Genomic DNA, 15,949 nt, shown 5'->3' on the forward strand with positions numbered 1-15,949 from the left:
AAAAAATTGAACATGAAGATTGCTGTTGCCGGAACCGGATATGTAGGACTATCACTTGCTGTTTTATTATCACAAAATCATGAAGTGGTAGCTCTTGATATTGTAGAAGAAAAGGTAGAACTCATTAACAACAGAAAGTCACCAATTACGGATCCCGAAATAGAAAATTTTTTGGCAGAGAGAGATGATTTAAGCTTAACGGCAACTTTGAATCCCAAAGAAGCATATGAGGGTGCGGAGTTCATCATCATTGCAACTCCGACGGACTATGATCCGCAGACTAACGAGTTTAATACTAAGTCGGTAGAAGCGGTAATCACTGATGTTTTACAGATAAACCCGGATGCGGTGATGGTTATCAAGTCAACCATTCCTGTGGGATATGTCAAGGAGCTAAAAGAAAAATTTGGAACAGATAATATTCTGTTTTCACCTGAATTTTTGAGGGAAGGTAAAGCGCTACATGATAATCTATATCCGTCACGTGTAGTAGTTGGTGAGCAATCGGATCGGGCAAAGGTATTTGCAGATTTACTTATAGAAGGAGCGGCCAAAGATAAAGATGAAATTCCGGTTCTCTTTACCGACAATACCGAGGCTGAAGCCATTAAACTTTTTTCCAATACGTACCTGGCCATGCGTGTGGCTTATTTTAATGAGCTTGATTCCTATTGCGAAACGCATGATCTGAGCACCGCCCAGGTAATAGAGGGCGTTGGGCTGGATCCACGAATCGGAGACCATTATAACAATCCTTCTTTCGGGTATGGCGGATATTGTCTGCCTAAAGATACTAAACAGCTACTGGCTAATTTTGAGGATGTGCCTAATAACCTGATTCGTGCTATTGTGGATGCCAACTCTACACGCAAGGACTTTGTCGCCCGACAAATCTGGAAGAATGATCCCAAAATTGTTGGGGTGTACCGCTTGGTCATGAAGCAAGGCTCGGATAATTTCAGGCAAAGTGCGGTTCAGGGAATTATGAAACGAATCAAAGCTAAGGGTATTGAAGTGGTTGTTTACGAGCCCTACCTGGAGGAAGATGAGTTTTATCACTCCCGGGTGATCAGAGACCTGGATGAATTCAAGAGAATATCCGAAGTGATTGTGGCCAACCGGATGGTGGATGAAATTCGCGACGTTAAAGACAAGGTTTACACCAGAGACTTGTTTGGGACAGATTAGGGGTATAGAACATTGAATAGTGAACATTCAACATTCAATGTTGAAGTTGTTTATATGGGTAAGGTTAACAAACATGCCTGAAAGGCATTGCTGCTAAAAGCAGCATAAGGCTGTTTAATAATGCTTCTGTCATTCTGAACGCAGTCCCGAGTAGTCGGGACGAAGTGAAGAATCTCTATTATCTGGATTGGGGTGGTAATTAACATCCTTGCCCCGTAAAAAACCAGATCCCGGATCTCCGTTACACTGCGTCCGGGATGACGGCTAACAAAACATGTCATCGCGGGCCTGGACCCGCGATCTCCTTGGTTAGGTTCAGAAGTCGTTTATGGAGATCCCGTATCTCCGCTACGCTACGCCTGCCTGCCGGCCGGTAGGCAGGTACGGGATGACGGGTGTTTAAAAGACTTGGCTGTCTTCCAGTACACAAGCGAAGGGGTTCAGCCCTTCGCTTACTGTACATTCGCTAACCTATCAATTCCGTCGGATCTGGAAAATGGTGTTGGTTACAATAGCCGCCATGGAAACAATGGTTGATAATATCGCTATCCGCTCCTGCGCAGAAAGGCGTTCCCGCTGCTCTTTAGGAGGAATGATAAGTACTGATCCCGGCTTTACATCAGGGTAAGACTTAAAGAACAGGAATTTCTTCGTGCGATCTACTTCTCCATTGGCATAAACGATATATGCTTTCTTTGTATTGGCCTGTTCAGTGAATCCACCGGCAGCGCTGATATAACTTCGGAATGAACGCCGATCTTCATAGCGGGCATTTATAGGATACAATACCTCGCCCCGAATTTGTACCGTTTGTAAACGCTTAGGTATTTCAATCACATCGCCCGGCTGGAGCAACAGATCGTATTCAGAATTCGGATTGCGGAGGGCTTCCTGAAGTTGAATGCCCACCTGAGAAAGGGATTCAACCTGTTGGGTAGTTACGGAATCTTCCAGGTTGATGGATAGGTTTTCTATGTCCTGACCATAATTTCGGGTTAACGAGGCTCCTTCCACATAGGCAAAATCAGTAGGTCCGCCGCTTTTTTCAATCAGATCACTTAGCCGGAAATTACGGTTGCTGATGGTATATTCGCCTGGGTACATGACTTCACCAGTAACTCGTACGGTTTGCTGAACTTCATAAGAAGGTGATTTTCGGACAAAAACCTGATCAAAGGGCTGCAATTCTACTTCATCCAGTTTATCATCGAAAGCCAGTCCGTTTTCAATATTAACCGTAATGATTTCGGCGATTTGATTGTTCATTTCACCAGACCCAGCGTCAGGAATGCGACGGGCAATCTCAATATTATAGGGAGCGGCTTCTTCTTTGAACCCGTTTGCTTGGTAAATCAGATCCTTCAGAGAGCTGTTCTCAACGTACTTATACGTATCAGGATTAAGAACAGAACCGCTGATTTTAACCGTTCTCAATTCTCTTAAATCAAATATGGATGAAATCTGTACCACATCATCTTTAACCAGAGTTATTTCTGACGACGAAGTATCACTCATTAAATGATTCAGGTTCACCGGAATAGCTTCAATGCTGTAATCTTTTTGAGTACGGTAAATCACGGCACGCTCCATAAAGGCATCCCCCATCAGACCTTCCGCATTTTCAATGAGCTTGCTCAGGGTGGGATTTTCTTCCAGCTGATATTCGCCGGGGCGGAAAACAGGGCCTTTGATGGTTACTTTATTTTCATATCGGTCCAGAATCCTTCCAACGGTTACGATGTCTCCGGATCGAAGTACGGTATTTCCATTTTCCGGATAGGCGATATCCACAATTCGTTTTTCCGTGTCGGTTTTCCGCTCCAGTTTTACTCTTTTCTTGTAAGCAAACTGATTGAATCCTCCGGCATATTCCAGCAGGTCATTGAATGTCTCTCCCTCAAGAGTTTCAAAAAGTCCGACATTTTTGGTTTCCCCTTTTACCGTAATGCGGTTTACATAAGGGTTCACCTTAATGATGTCCTGATCTTTGAGAATGATGTTGTCAGAAAGGTCACCGGATACCAGGAACTTGTACAAATCAACGTTCTGGTGGACCTTGCCGTCACGCAACACTTTAATGGAGCGGTAACTACCATCCTTATTTGGTCCTCCGGCAGCGTAAAGGGCGTTAAATACAGAAGAAAGCGAGCTTAAAGTGTATGTGCCCGGAGCCTTCACTTCTCCAACTATACTGACTTTAATGCTTCGGATATCCCCAAGAGTAACCTGCATGTAGGTCGTTTTGTTGGAGCCTTTTAGCCCAGAATAAATAGTAGATAATTTGCTGCTTAGCCGTTCTTTAGCCTCCTCTATCGTCAATCCGTTAAGTACAATAGGCCCCACATTACTTATCTGAATAGATCCCTCCGGGCTTATCACCAGCTGATACGTTTTTTCCGCTGCACCCCAGATGTCGATAAAAAGTTCATCTCCGGGTCCCAGTGTATAGTTTTTTGGGGTGGGGATATTGAGTGAGGGTTCAAAGGTGATGCTTTGGCTGGAAAAGATATCCGATCCAAATACGTCAGAAGTGTCCCTTTCTTTGGAATCTAAGAGTACGTCGAGGGTGTCAGGCCTTAGTCCCTGCGATCGATTTGTTAAGCTTTTAGATGCGTTTCCGGATCTTAGTCGCCCCTGATTGGAAGCTTCCGACTCTTGATTCAACCCGCTCATAGAAGATCGAACACTGTTGATCCTTGACCGGAGTTTGCTCACCTCAGAAGGATTCATTCCACGTGCAATTGCCAAAGACTCAACTTCTGAAATCGTTAGTCCTCGTTCCTGCATGCGTTCGTAGAGTTGCATGACCTGCTGATTGCTTAAGTCGTCAACTCTGATGTTTTCAAAATCAATACCGAAGTTTTGTGCCTGTGCTGATATAGTTATTAAAGCTACAAACAGGAGTGTAATAATACGCTTTAACATGTAAGATAATGTCCTTTAAATGGGGAATGTTTAAGAGCCTTAATGATAAGGTTTTTTGGGTGAAAGAGTAACATTAAAAAGAACAAAATCAATGACTATAAAATAAAGCGAGGTGCTGAATCAGGAAGAAGATATTGTTGGGAATTAGAGGAGAAGTTTGAGCCTTAGCGGGCAGACCCCATTCTGTCTTTCCCCTTGGTAAGGGGAAAGGACGCCTTAGTAAGATTTTGCTGGGATAAGCTGAGTTTAGAGGAAAGGGATACGTGTATTGAACCATGATTTTCGGGATTCAAGGATTTTTAGGATAGATTGGGGTAATCAAGGAAATCCGATAATCCTGCAAATCATGGTTCAAAAATGTGATGGTAGAATTAGGTAACTGTGCCGATACATACAGACCCCTATCTGTCTTTCCCCTTGGTAAGGGGAAAGGACTCCAATAAAAGTACTCGGGCAGGTAAGAAATAAATCATCAAGTACAGAATAATAGCTCTGATAGTATAGTATCTCAGATGGTTTGAATTCAACAATTTCGTTACCTTCGAATGCATTAATTTCAAAATGATTTTATGAAAGAAATAAGCTTTTCAGTTATTGGATTCGGCAGAATTGGTAAACGTCATGCCAAAATAATTCATGAATATGAGCATAGTCGGTTAATTTCGATTACAGATACAGTTGCCAAGCAAATGGAGGGAGCTTCAGAGCTTGGGATTGAGGCTGTACAGCATGATTCAGTTTCCTCATTTCTGAGAGAAGATAGCGGTGAAAGTGATGTGGTCTGTATTTGTACACCCAATGGTTTTCATACTGAATATGCGGTGAAGCTCTTGAATGCCGGCTATCATGTGGTAATTGAAAAACCGATGGGTTTATCTAAGGAGGGTTGCCTGGATGTGATAGGAGCTCAAGAGGCTTCAGGAAAAAGAGTGTTTGTAGTTAAGCAGAACCGATACAGCCCGCCCTCAGCATGGATGAAGAAAGTGATTGATGAAAAACGAATTGGGGATGTGTTGATGGTTCAGGTGAACTGCTATTGGAACCGGGATGAACGGTATTACGGAGACAACAGCTGGCGCGGAACTAAAGATCTGGACGGCGGAGCTTTATTTACCCAATTCAGCCATTTTGTGGATTTGATGTACTGGGTATTCGGGGATATTAAACAGCCAAAATCGATTATAAAAAACTTCACTCATCCTAACCTGAAAGATTTTGATGATTCCGGTTTTGCCCAGTTTGAGTTTGTGAAGGGAGGTATGGGTAGCATCAACTACTCCACTTCCTGCTGGGATAAAAACATGGAAAGCAGTATCACCGTAATTGGCACGAAGGGTAGCTTCAAAGTTGGAGGTCAGTACATGAATGAAGTAGAATATTGCCACATCGAAGACTATGAAATGCCGGTGCTGGCCAGAACCAATCCTCCCAACGATTATGGCCCGTTTAAAGGAAGCGCGGCCAATCATCATTATGTAATTGAAAACGTGGTGGAAACGCTGAACGGAAAAAGCGAGGCCACAGCCAACGCCTTTGAAGGAATGAAAGTAGTAAGTATCATTGAACAAATTTATAAAGCGGCTCAGGGATAAAACGTCATGTCTATACCTTTACTTGATTTAAATCGGCAATATGATTCTATAAAAGGGGAGATTAAAACGGCTATCGATGAGGTGCTGGAAAGCCAATACTTCATTATGGGGGATGAAGTCAAAGCATTTGAGAATGAAGTAGGGGCATACTGTAACGCTAATCATGCGTATGGCTGTGCTTCCGGTTCGGATGCTTTATTGCTGGCCCTTATGGCTATCGACTTGCAGCCCGGTGATTATGTGTTAACCTCGCCGTTTACTTTTTTTGCCACGGCCGGTGCTATTTCAAGAATTGGAGGTATCCCGGTTTTTCTGGATATCGAGAAGGATTCGTATAACCTTGACCCGAAGCAGGTACGGCGCTTTATGCAAGGAGAGCATCCGGTATTTAAAAAACTGAACCCTGAGCGTGAGAAAATTAAGGCTATTATCCCGGTTCACCTGTACGGACAAATGGCGGATATGGATCCGATCATGAATATCGCCGAAGAATATAATCTTACGGTAATTGAAGATGCTGCCCAGGCAATCGGAGCTGAATATAAAGGTCGGCGAGCAGGAAGTGTGGGTGATTTTGGATGTTTTAGTTTTTTCCCAAGCAAGAACCTGGGAGCTTTTGGTGATGCGGGCTTGGTTACGGTGAAGAATGAAAAGCTTGCTGAAAAACTGGATATCCTTCGACTTCATGGAGCCAAACCGAAGTATCACCATAGTCTGGTGGGCATCAACAGTCGGTTGGATACAATACAGGCCGCCGTTCTTTCCGTAAAACTCAAATACCTGGATGAATGGTCGGAACGAAGAAGAGAAATTGCTTATCTATATAACCGACTTTTTGAAGAGGCAGGTGTTTCCGGTGAATTGGGAGATTGCTCGGAAAGTTGTGTGGAAATGGGGGGCAGCGGGTGTTCACTCAATCCAAATAAGATCATCACCCCGATAGAAACAACAGGCTCAAAAGATAACAATGGCCGGCATATTTACCATCAGTACACTATTCGATCCAGTAAAAGAGATCAAATAGCGAAGGCTTTATCAGATCATAATATTGGTCACTCTGTATATTACCCGGTTTCCCTTCACGAGCAGGAGTGTTTTGCTTACCTTGGATACCAGCCTAAAGATTGCCCGGTTTCTCATTGTGCCACCAAACAAGCCATTTCAATCCCCATTTTCCCGGAACTAAAAGAGGAAGAAATTGAGAAAGTTGTAGAGGTTGTGAGTGCTGCGGTGAAGGGGTAATCGTCGTATCCTTTGCGAGGAAATGGGATGCTGAATGTAGAATTGGGATGCATAATGACGAAGCAATCTCGGAGAATCGACTTGGGGTGCTAGACAAGTCACTGCCTCATAACCGAGACTGCCACGCAGTGTATTCAAATACTCATTGCACTGCTCGCAGATGTAGCCTTTTGAGAGGAAATAGGTTGCTGAATGCAGGATTATGATGGATAATGACGAAGCAATCTCGTAGAATCGACTTGGGATGTTGAATAAAGCTTCTTAACAATTTCTGATGGGCTTAAAAATCAAAATCTTCAGATAGATCTTTCCATTCTGGGTTGAGAGACTCAATTAATTTGATCTTCTTTTTTCTTGAGCCAGCTTTTATCTGCTTTTCTCGTTGCGAAGCTTCATCATTTGTACCAAAGACTTCATAATAAACCAAGTTATCTATGTTATATCTCTTGGTGAATCCATCAACGACTTTATTTTTATGCTCCCATACACGCTTTACAATATCTTCAGTCTTTCCAGTATAAAGAACTGTATTTCTTTTGTTGGTCATTATATAAATATAGTAATGCTTATCTAGCTCCATTTTTCAATGTAATAAAAGTATCCCTTTGCGAGGAAGCAATTTTTTGGATGTAGGCTTAGGAAGGAGAATGACGAAGCAATCTCGCAGAATCGAGTTGGGGAAGTTAAAACGCATTGCCATTGAGTCGAGACTGCCACGCAGTGTATTCGTTTCACTCATTGCACTGCTCGCAGAGGAAGATGGATTTTTATAATTTTATTACTGCAACAAACGCTTTGAAATCTCTATCTTAGGAGTCTAAAAGTTTGAATCTATGATCTGGGAACAACCTTTATTTTTGTGGCTGCTTGTATTGATTCCTGCCCTCATTGCACTGATGTGGTGGCAATCCCGAAGGGTGCGCAGGTGGAAGAAGCAGTATTTCAGCAGTGAATTATTTTCTACACTCCGAAAAGGATTTTGGCCTTTGGGTAACCGGCTGAAAAATATCTCCATGCTGGCAGGAATGTTTTTTTTGATAGCAGCACTGGCCGGACCTAAAATCGGAACCGAAGTTCGGGAAGTAAAACGCCAGGGAATAGATATGCTGGTGGCTCTGGACCTTTCAGCCAGTATGAATGCGGAGGACGTCCGCCCAAGCCGACTGGAAAAAGCCAAATTTGAGATCAACCGGCTGATTGAAAGACTTCGTGGTGATCGTGTCGGGCTGATTGTTTTTACCGGCGAAGCTTACCTCCAAAGCCCGATGACGCTGGACTATTCTGCTCTTCGCCTTTTCCTTGACATTGCTGACACCGAGCAAATGCCGAGTTCAGCTACCGATTTTAAATCAGCTATGGAAACGGCACTGCAAGCGTTTAATGCTCTGGAAGAAAATGCAACGGAAGCGGCTAAGGTGCTGCTGATTATTTCGGATGGGGAAGATCATGGCCAGTCGTATGATGAGGCTTTGAACGCATTGGTTCAGGAGGATATTTCTGTCTATACCCTGGGTGTTGGAACCACAGACGGAACCACCATTCCTCTTTACGAGGAAGGAACCGGGGAGTTAATTGGATATAAAAGGGATAATGATGGGAGGGTGGTCACCACCGAGCTTCAGCCTCAAATACTCAGAAGTATCGCCAACGCCGGAAACGGAGATTATTACTCCATAGAGCGGGGAAATGATGGTATTGACTCCTTTCTTGCACGAATGGATGAATTGGAGAAAGGAGAATTTGCCAGTCAGGAGTACGCCGATTACAAAAACCAGTACCAGTGGATGGGAGCATTGGCACTTTTATTTTTATGCATCTATGTGTTGATTCCATCCTATTCTACTTCAAACGATAAATAATTAGTTACATAAAATGAGTTCTACGGAAAAAGAACAGCTATTCAACAAGTCGAAAAAGAAATTGGAAGAGCAGGGGTTTGAGATAAAAGCTCATGACTTGAATCGTCCCTGGGGTGGTTTTTTTGTGATTGATGAGGATCAGGCTCAAAAATTTATCGATACCTATTTTGATGATGACGTTGAAATGAGTGATGTGAATATCTCCGGCAAAATAAGCCCCAAGATTCTTTTGGTGGAACCGGGTAAAAGACTTTCCTGGCAATATCATCATCGACGGGCTGAAATGTGGCAGGTAGTTGAAGGCCCGGTAGGCGTAGTTCGAAGTAAATCGGATGAACAGGGAGAAGTGCTTGAATATAAGTCAGGAGACCTGATAACCCTCCAAAAAGGCGAACGCCACCGATTAGTTGGGCTTGACAAATGGGGGATTATCGCAGAAATATGGCAGCATGTGGATGCAGAAAACCCTTCTGATGAAGACGATATCGTCCGGCTTGAAGATGACTTCGGCCGGTAATTCATATGTACCTTTAAAGTAATCTTACTCACTCTTATCTATTTTATTTCATGATTAAGCTATTCATCACCGATTTAGACGGCTGTATCTCTCATCCCTTTGTAAGTCCAAATTGGGAGGCGGTAACTAAGATTAAAGAACTAAATCAGCGTAGCAGAGAAGAAGAGGAAATTCCGGCTCTGACCATCTGCTCCGGTCGTCCGTTCCCTTACGTAGAATGCGTTGCCCAGTGGCTGGACGTGAACATCCCTATGGTTTTTGAAAGCGGAGGGGGAATGTATGATTTCAACACCAACGAAATTACATGGAACCCTCATTTTAATGATGAAGCCAAAGCAGCCGTTGCAGAAATCCAGGACTGGATAAACGGTACGTTGGTCAAGAATTACAAAGGCACCTATCCGGAATTTGCCAAATACACAGACGTAGGGTTGGTGAATCCTGACCCTTCAAAGGTCGCCCTCATGCATCAGGAAGTGCTGAATTATGTGCCTGAGCGATACCCAATGTTCGAAGTCCATGCTACGGATATTTCGGTTAACATCATTCTGAAAAAAGCCAACAAAGGGGTAGGAATCCGCTTACTCTGTGAACTTCTTGAAATTGACCTGAATGAAGTCGCCTACATCGGGGATAGCAGCGGAGATATGCCGGGGCTGGAAATTGTTGGGAAATCATTTGCTCCGATAAACGCCAAGTCGTTTGTAAAGGATGCTGTTGATCAAGTCACCAAAGAAACAACCGAAGGCGTCCTGGAAGCTTATGAAGAGATTATAGCTTATAACAGGAGCATGGTGTCTGCTTGAACATGGTAGCCACAACAAGCAGACCCCTTTCTGTCTTTCCCCTTGGTAAGGGGAAAGGACTCCATAGTAAGATTTTTACTGGGTTTTGCAGAGATTAGCGGAATGGGATTCGGGTTTTGAACCTTGATTTTTGAGATTTAAGGATGGACAGGATTGATTGGGGTAATCAAGGAAAATCCAATAACCCTGCAAATCATGGTTCAAATGAAGGGCAGCATTCAGTTGATACTTTCTTGCTGTTCCTGGAGGCTTTTGAGCAGCTCGAAATAGTTTTCAATCAGTCGTTGATAGTCTGGGGAGTATTTGGTGAAGTTCGGGTCGTTCAGGCGATTTCTGATTTCTTTTTGAAGCTCCTCAAGCGTCATTTCAGGAGGACGGGATTGTTCAAACTCCTGTGCCAGATTGCCTTCGCGTTTTTCTTCTTCACCTCGTTCCTGCATAGCTTGCTCGGCCTGCAACATGCGTGATAAAATATTCTGCTGCCTCTCCACCATGGTCGGGTCTGCGGAACCGCCTCGCAGGTCGTTGATGGTGTCTTCCATGTCTTCAATCATACGTTCAAGCTCGCTGCCGATACGGTCCCCATCCATCTCGCCTTGCTGCTGCAGCTCCTGAAGTTGTTTACGAATTCGGTTTTGTTGCTTGGCAATCTGGTTCAATCGCTCCATCTGGTTTTGATTGAGCCGCTCTCCCTGCATGTCGTTAATGATATCCTGAAGCTGTTGATTTAACTGCTGCTGCATTTGTCCGGATTGCTGGAGCTGCTCCATCATTTGCTGCATACTCATTCCACCTCCGCCACCACCGCTTTGGGAGTTCTGAAGCTGCTCAAGCAGGTTTGCAATCATAAAAGATATATCATTAATACCTCCCAAAGCCTGGCGGGAAGCTACTGAAGACTGACTTCGGTTTCGCTCCGACATTTGCTCCAAAGATCGCTGCAGTCGCTTCTCAACCTCCAGTTTTTTGCGGTTAATTTGATTGGAGAACTGGGGTATTTCAGCTGAAAGTTGAAATAGAGAGTCAGAGACGGATTTAAATATCCCCTCCACATTTCGCTGGTTCCGGGCATAATTTACATAAGCCTGACTTCGGTTTTCAGTAGCAGAAGCCAAAGTGGTTAAATCTTCCTGTTCCAGCGATAAATTCAGCAAAGAATACAGTACATATTGCAAACCGGCAATGTTAATGTTCATCTGCTGCTGACCCATGTTCTGCATCATGCTTCGGGTATTCTTGGCCAGCTGCTCATATTTCTGTTGCCGGGTGTTCTGTTGACTCTGATCATTCTGCTGGCTTTGAGAATTTTGATCCGTATTCTGTTCTCCCTGTTCTCCCTGTTCTCCCTGTTCTCCCTGTTCTCCTGATTGGTCGCCGGACTCAATTTCTTCCTTTAAATCATCACTTAGTTGTTCCAGTTCCTGGCGGGTTTCTTTCTGAAATTCACTTACTGCTTTTTCATTCTTGGCAGAGGTGTTGTTAGAAAGAGAATCCACCTGGTTTTTAAGCTTTTCATTTTCTTTTAAGGATTGCTCCAGTTGCTGCTCACGATTTTGGGCTGATTCACCCGGGTCTGTTTCCTCTTTCTGAGCTCGTTCTTCTTCTTTCCGGGACATGTCTTCGAAGGACTTCGCCAGCTTATCAAGATCGGAATTCAGCTTCAGTTGCTTGAAAAGTTCGACGGTCCGTTCCAGTCGTTCCCGATACAGTTCTTCATTAAACTCGAGATTCTCCATGGCTTGCCGAAGTTGCTCCGGGTTCATTTGTCCCAGTTGTTCCTGCAATTTCTCCATAGCTTCCCGGAAGGCAGGGTCATCAATTTCCTTCATCAGTTTTTGGAGCTCATCGTAGGCCTTCTGAGTTTCCTCTGAAAGCATATTGTCCCGGCTCATCTCTTCTTTGAGCTCTTCAAACTTCTTATTCAGTTCATCAATTTTCTTTTGAACTTCCTCTTGCTGTTTTTGAACCTGCTCCAGTTCCCGTTTTTCCTCGTAGCCGGTATTCTCGGGATTGTCCTTCATTCTCTCTTTGAACTCCTGGTACTGTCGCCGGGTTTCCTCAAAAGACTTTGAGATATCTTCCAGTTCGGATTCCACATCGTCTTCCTTTTTATCCACGTCTTCAAAGTAATCTACCATAGAGGGGACGGTCAGCTTCAGCTTTTGGGAATTCGAAGATTTAAAGCCGTTGTACCGGTCATTATCAGTTGCAGAAATCCAGAAGGTAAGTTCATCCTGCGGTTTTAATTCAAAGGGTTGAAGGTCCCAAACATAGGGTTGAAGAGCACCTTCTTGCGGCTTATTCAGCGGGAGGGAGCCGGTGACAGGTTCTTCCACATAAGCGCGCCTAAGTTCATAATTAAGACTGGCTGAAGTCAAACCAAAGTCGTCGGTTGCCCGATATAAAAGTTCCAGCTCAGTGGGGTTTACTTGTTGAATGGATTCTTCCGGTTCCAGCAATTCCACCAGGGGATATTCATCAGCCTGTGGTACTACAATGATTTGAAATGGATTCTGATTGGTAAGTCCGCTTTCGTCTTCAATGTAAAAGCGAAGGGTGTCGGGACGAGATACCTCAATTTCATAACTAAAGGTACTGTCTTGTTCCACAAATAAATCCAAGAGCTCGGTAGAGGTGTACATCTGCAGATACGATGCCATTTTATTAAGCGAACCGGACAGCTTAACGGTTGAACCTTCATACGCCCTGAGCTGAGAAATAGGATAGGAAATAATGGATGAATCAAGCTCGGTGTATTCCGGCGGTATAACAGTGGCCTGTAGTTCACTGAAACGTGGACGCAATTGCACATCGGCTGTAAACAGCTCACTTCGGTAGCCATCCATTTCTACATAGTACTGCATCTCGTTGTTTAAATCCTGAGGGATAGACCGGAAGTACGTTCCGGAGGCTTCCATGGCCCGCGTTCTGAATTCTTCCTCAACCGATGTTTTGATACGCAAACTTACGTCTCTCGGAATTAGATCGCCGGTGAATTGAACCTCTACCTGAAACGGACTTCCCTGTTCAACGGTCACATCACCCGGGGTTACGGTATATAGAAAAGGATTGGGCTTGGAATAGGATTCCCAAAACGTAAAAGATCGCTGAGTTGCTGAATTGAAATTAAAGGCAGTGATTCCAAGTACTGCCAGCGTGGCGATAGTAAGAGTAAATAACCGCGAGTAACTTTTATAACTGTCAGAACTCTTTGTATAAGTGGTCAAAGTATCCTGAAGCCGCTGAGTTTCAATTTTACCCAGGTTTTGAAGAATAGCGGCATCCACCAACGCCCGATTTCCTGACGATGATTTTTCTAAATCGAGGGTATCCTTAAGTTCCGGTAAGTTGCTTTCCCGGCTAAATTTGCGGTAAAACTCCCTGAAGCTGGTTGGATTTGAGCTGCTCAAGCCTTTCCATAAAGAAAAAGCTGCTGCTGAAATTAATACGCCAAGTATAACCGATTTGGCAGCAACGGAGAGGTAAAATACATGTTCGGTGATGATAAAAGCGGTACAGCCGGCAAGTACAATCAAAGCAGATCGCAGCAGTAAACTCAGCCTTTGTTTAGACTGTACAGACTGATAAGCCTCCCTGAGGAGTGCTTCAACTTTTTGGCTGGATGTTTGCTTTTCGGTATTTGCCATGTGCTACTATAAGAAAGAGAAGTGTGTGATAAAAACTTCTTGTGAGACTTTTTATTGCAGTCAGAGGTCATTCAGCGTCAGGGTTTCAGCTACTGAGAACCGCCCGTCATTGTGCTCAATGCGGATGATTTCCTGATGGGCATCATGCTCTAAATACAGGTTCCAATTGTTTTCTGCGGCCTGCCTTAAAAACGCATCTTTTTCACTCAGGGTTTGAACCGGATACATATCATAGCCCATTACCCAGGGAAGGGGAACGTGGACATGGGTAGGCAGTAAGTCAGCAACAAAAACAATCGAACCTTCAGTAGATTCAATTTTCGGCAACTGTTGACCAATGGTATGCCCGTCAACATTAATAGCGGAAAGGCCGGCTTCATATTCGTGATTTTCTTCTACCAGATTCAGTTTACCGGATTCTTTAATCGGCTGGATGTTTTCAGGCAGAAAACTGGCTTTTTCCCGTGCATTGGGGTTCGTTGCATTTTCCCAGTGCTTCTTCACTACATGATATTGTGCATTCGGGAAGGTTAACTCCAGCTCTTCATCTTCATTATAGAAACTGCTGCCTCCGCAATGATCAAAATGTAGGTGTGTAAAAATGATGTCGGTTACATCCTCAAAAGAAAACCCGTGATGCTCAAAAGAGTTCTTCAGGTTTTTGACGCTGTAATCAAGCTGGTAAATATCTTCCATTTTATCATTGAACTTGGTTCCGGCACCGTTGTCAATAAGATAAAGCTTACCGGTGTTTTTGGATTTAATCAGCAGGCAGCGCATGGTCATGGGGATGCGGTTTTTCTCATCGGCCGGCAACCCTCGCGACCATAACGTTTTGGGAACTACGCCAAACATAGCACCGCCGTCTAAGCGGAAGTCTCCCGTTTCAATGGTATATAATTCAAAGGATCCAAGGGTGGTTCTTGATAAGCTCATGTACAATGTTTTTGGTTGAATCCGAATATAACAATCAGCGAAGAGTATTCAGAATGGGCTACCTTTATTTACAAGGTTAAATGGATTTGGTGACGTTCCTGGCGTAGAGACAAAAAAATCTTGTGTCTCTACGCCAGGAAAAAAACAACATAAAAAAAGCCCCGAGCGATTAGCACGGGGCTTCAGAATTCTTGATCTGTTCCGTTATCTAAAAAGAAGGAACCACATCGTTTCTGTACATGGTGTCCAGTAAAGTAATGCCTACCATCAGTATAAAGAAACAAACGGCCATGATAAGCAGCATGGCGTTGAACTTGACATCCCAGTACAGGTTCATGAAAAATGCGGCTACCAAAAATGCTTTTACCAATGCAACAGCCATGGCGGTAACTACATCGAAGGGAGGTGGAATGGCAACAAATTTCGCCAGTACTACGGTAATGATAGTCAAAATCAGCAATGCGGTACCAACGGCCCAAAGCTGGCCTGCTGAAGAAACGTGATGTTCGTGATTATGTGCGCTCATAATATCTGTATTCTAAGTTCTTTGGTGGTGATAATATCAATCTCTGTCATTCAATGAGATAGAGGAGTGGAAACAGGAAGATCCAGATGAGGTCAACCAAGTGCCAGTACAGGCCGGTGATCTCAACAGGGGTATAATATTCACTGCTGAATTCTCCTTTCTTAGCACGCAGGTAAATCCAGTAAATGAGCCCGATTCCAATTATTACGTGAAGGGCGTGAACGCCGGTCAGCATGTAATAGATGCTGAAGAAGATAGCTGCCTGGGCGTGTTCAAGTCCTTCGTAGGTGTAATATTCGCCCGGAAAGATTCCCAGCTCAAATTTGTGGGCATACTCGAAAGCTTTAATCACCATAAACACTACAGCCAGAGCGATTGTTATCAAGAGATTGATTTTAAGCCCTTTGATCTGGTCTTTCTGTACGGAACGTATAGCCATCGCTACCGTCAAACTACTACCGATCAGAACCACCGTGTTTACGGCTCCCCAAAAGGTATTCAGCTCAAGGGCTGCTTCGGTGAAAAGTTCAGGATACCATGCTCTATATATGATATAAGCACAGAATAATCCGCCAAAGAATAGGATTTCGTTTACCAAGAACACCCACATACCCATTTTTGCGGTGTCAAATTGCTGATCAGAGTCAACAAAGTGATGCTGCACATGCGTGGGGTGTGAAGTCGAATGATTCGCCATTTACTTCCCGAGTT

13 protein-coding genes are annotated in these 15,949 nt (G+C 43.9%); 7 read left to right on the top strand and 6 right to left on the bottom strand.

Annotation, left to right across the window (positions count from 1 at the left end; translation table 11 throughout):
• Positions 1–12 precede the first annotated feature (12 nt).
• Positions 13–1,188 carry a nucleotide sugar dehydrogenase gene (locus tag JJ941_RS01045; protein WP_290961178.1) on the top strand — a complete coding sequence of 392 codons (1,176 nt, stop codon included), beginning with the start codon at positions 13–15 and terminating at the stop codon, positions 1,186–1,188.
• 474 nt (positions 1,189–1,662) lie between these two features.
• On the opposite strand, the gene JJ941_RS01050 is transcribed toward JJ941_RS01045, so the two are convergent.
• Positions 1,663–4,113 (bottom strand): SLBB domain-containing protein, encoded by a 2,451-nt coding sequence (locus JJ941_RS01050; RefSeq protein ID WP_290961181.1) that lies wholly within the window; start codon positions 4,111–4,113, stop codon positions 1,663–1,665.
• 569 nt (positions 4,114–4,682) lie between these two features.
• Here JJ941_RS01050 and JJ941_RS01055 point away from each other — a divergent pair.
• The gene (locus tag JJ941_RS01055) at positions 4,683–5,705 is read left to right on the top strand and encodes a Gfo/Idh/MocA family oxidoreductase (RefSeq protein ID WP_290961186.1); all 1,023 of its coding nucleotides are present in this window, start codon (positions 4,683–4,685) and stop codon (positions 5,703–5,705) included.
• A 6-nt stretch (positions 5,706–5,711) separates the two neighbouring features.
• Positions 5,712–6,947 carry a DegT/DnrJ/EryC1/StrS family aminotransferase gene (locus JJ941_RS01060; RefSeq protein WP_290961188.1) on the top strand — a complete coding sequence of 412 codons (1,236 nt, stop codon included), beginning with the start codon at positions 5,712–5,714 and terminating at the stop codon, positions 6,945–6,947.
• Positions 6,948–7,227: 280 nt separating this feature from the next.
• Here JJ941_RS01060 and JJ941_RS01065 read toward each other — a convergent pair whose 3' ends face one another.
• Positions 7,228–7,527 (bottom strand): GIY-YIG nuclease family protein, encoded by a 300-nt coding sequence (locus JJ941_RS01065; protein ID WP_290961193.1) that lies wholly within the window; start codon positions 7,525–7,527, stop codon positions 7,228–7,230.
• 67 nt (positions 7,528–7,594) lie between these two features.
• On the opposite strand from JJ941_RS01065, the gene JJ941_RS01070 reads away from it, so the two are divergent.
• Genes JJ941_RS01070 through JJ941_RS01085 form a run of 4 tightly spaced genes read left to right on the top strand, consistent with a single transcriptional unit; the run spans position 7,595 to position 10,129 of the window.
• Positions 7,595–7,720, top strand: coding sequence for a hypothetical protein (locus JJ941_RS01070; protein WP_290961220.1), 126 nt, complete (start codon positions 7,595–7,597; stop codon positions 7,718–7,720).
• A gap of 60 nt (positions 7,721–7,780) precedes the next feature.
• A complete protein-coding gene (locus tag JJ941_RS01075) occupies positions 7,781–8,806 on the top strand; it encodes a VWA domain-containing protein (protein ID WP_290961223.1) in 1,026 nt (341 codons plus the stop codon).
• Between the two features lie 13 nt (positions 8,807–8,819).
• Positions 8,820–9,323, top strand: coding sequence for a phosphoheptose isomerase (locus tag JJ941_RS01080; RefSeq protein WP_290961226.1), 504 nt, complete (start codon positions 8,820–8,822; stop codon positions 9,321–9,323).
• A gap of 50 nt (positions 9,324–9,373) precedes the next feature.
• Positions 9,374–10,129: an HAD hydrolase family protein gene (locus JJ941_RS01085; RefSeq protein WP_290961229.1), complete on the top strand. Its 756-nt coding sequence runs from the start codon at positions 9,374–9,376 to the stop codon at positions 10,127–10,129.
• 218 nt (positions 10,130–10,347) lie between these two features.
• Here the strand turns inward: JJ941_RS01085 and JJ941_RS01090 are convergent, their stop codons facing one another.
• The 4 genes from JJ941_RS01090 to JJ941_RS01105 form a co-directional block, all read right to left on the bottom strand.
• Positions 10,348–13,776, bottom strand: coding sequence for a DUF4175 family protein (locus JJ941_RS01090; protein ID WP_290961232.1), 3,429 nt, complete (start codon positions 13,774–13,776; stop codon positions 10,348–10,350).
• Positions 13,777–13,836: 60 nt separating this feature from the next.
• Complete coding sequence (locus JJ941_RS01095) at positions 13,837–14,712, bottom strand: MBL fold metallo-hydrolase (protein WP_290961235.1); 876 nt, start codon at positions 14,710–14,712, stop codon at positions 13,837–13,839.
• Positions 14,713–14,920: 208 nt separating this feature from the next.
• Positions 14,921–15,238, bottom strand: coding sequence for a cytochrome C oxidase subunit IV family protein (locus JJ941_RS01100; protein ID WP_255135152.1), 318 nt, complete (start codon positions 15,236–15,238; stop codon positions 14,921–14,923).
• Between the two features lie 46 nt (positions 15,239–15,284).
• A complete protein-coding gene (locus JJ941_RS01105) occupies positions 15,285–15,935 on the bottom strand; it encodes a cytochrome c oxidase subunit 3 family protein (RefSeq protein ID WP_255135150.1) in 651 nt (216 codons plus the stop codon).
• Between the last annotated feature and the right edge of the window lie 14 nt (positions 15,936–15,949).

The sequence above is a fragment of the Gracilimonas sp. genome (assembly GCF_017641085.1).
Classification (GTDB): domain Bacteria; phylum Bacteroidota; class Rhodothermia; order Balneolales; family Balneolaceae; genus Gracilimonas.

Excerpts from the sequence above, each read along its gene's own strand:
- JJ941_RS01095 (WP_290961235.1), bottom strand. The coding sequence starts at position 14,712 with ATGAGCTTATCAAGAACCACCCTTGGATCCTTTGAATTATATACCATT.
- JJ941_RS01070 (WP_290961220.1), top strand. The coding sequence starts at position 7,595 with ATGACGAAGCAATCTCGCAGAATCGAGTTGGGGAAGTTAAAACGCATT.
- JJ941_RS01065 (WP_290961193.1), bottom strand. The coding sequence starts at position 7,527 with ATGGAGCTAGATAAGCATTACTATATTTATATAATGACCAACAAAAGA.
- JJ941_RS01090 (WP_290961232.1), bottom strand. The coding sequence starts at position 13,776 with ATGGCAAATACCGAAAAGCAAACATCCAGCCAAAAAGTTGAAGCACTC.
- JJ941_RS01085 (WP_290961229.1), top strand. The coding sequence starts at position 9,374 with ATGATTAAGCTATTCATCACCGATTTAGACGGCTGTATCTCTCATCCC.
- JJ941_RS01080 (WP_290961226.1), top strand. The coding sequence starts at position 8,820 with ATGAGTTCTACGGAAAAAGAACAGCTATTCAACAAGTCGAAAAAGAAA.
- JJ941_RS01100 (WP_255135152.1), bottom strand. The coding sequence starts at position 15,238 with ATGAGCGCACATAATCACGAACATCACGTTTCTTCAGCAGGCCAGCTT.
- JJ941_RS01055 (WP_290961186.1), top strand. The coding sequence starts at position 4,683 with ATGAAAGAAATAAGCTTTTCAGTTATTGGATTCGGCAGAATTGGTAAA.
- JJ941_RS01075 (WP_290961223.1), top strand. The coding sequence starts at position 7,781 with ATGATCTGGGAACAACCTTTATTTTTGTGGCTGCTTGTATTGATTCCT.
- JJ941_RS01050 (WP_290961181.1), bottom strand. The coding sequence starts at position 4,113 with ATGTTAAAGCGTATTATTACACTCCTGTTTGTAGCTTTAATAACTATA.
- JJ941_RS01060 (WP_290961188.1), top strand. The coding sequence starts at position 5,712 with ATGTCTATACCTTTACTTGATTTAAATCGGCAATATGATTCTATAAAA.
- JJ941_RS01105 (WP_255135150.1), bottom strand. The coding sequence starts at position 15,935 with ATGGCGAATCATTCGACTTCACACCCCACGCATGTGCAGCATCACTTT.
- JJ941_RS01045 (WP_290961178.1), top strand. The coding sequence starts at position 13 with ATGAAGATTGCTGTTGCCGGAACCGGATATGTAGGACTATCACTTGCT.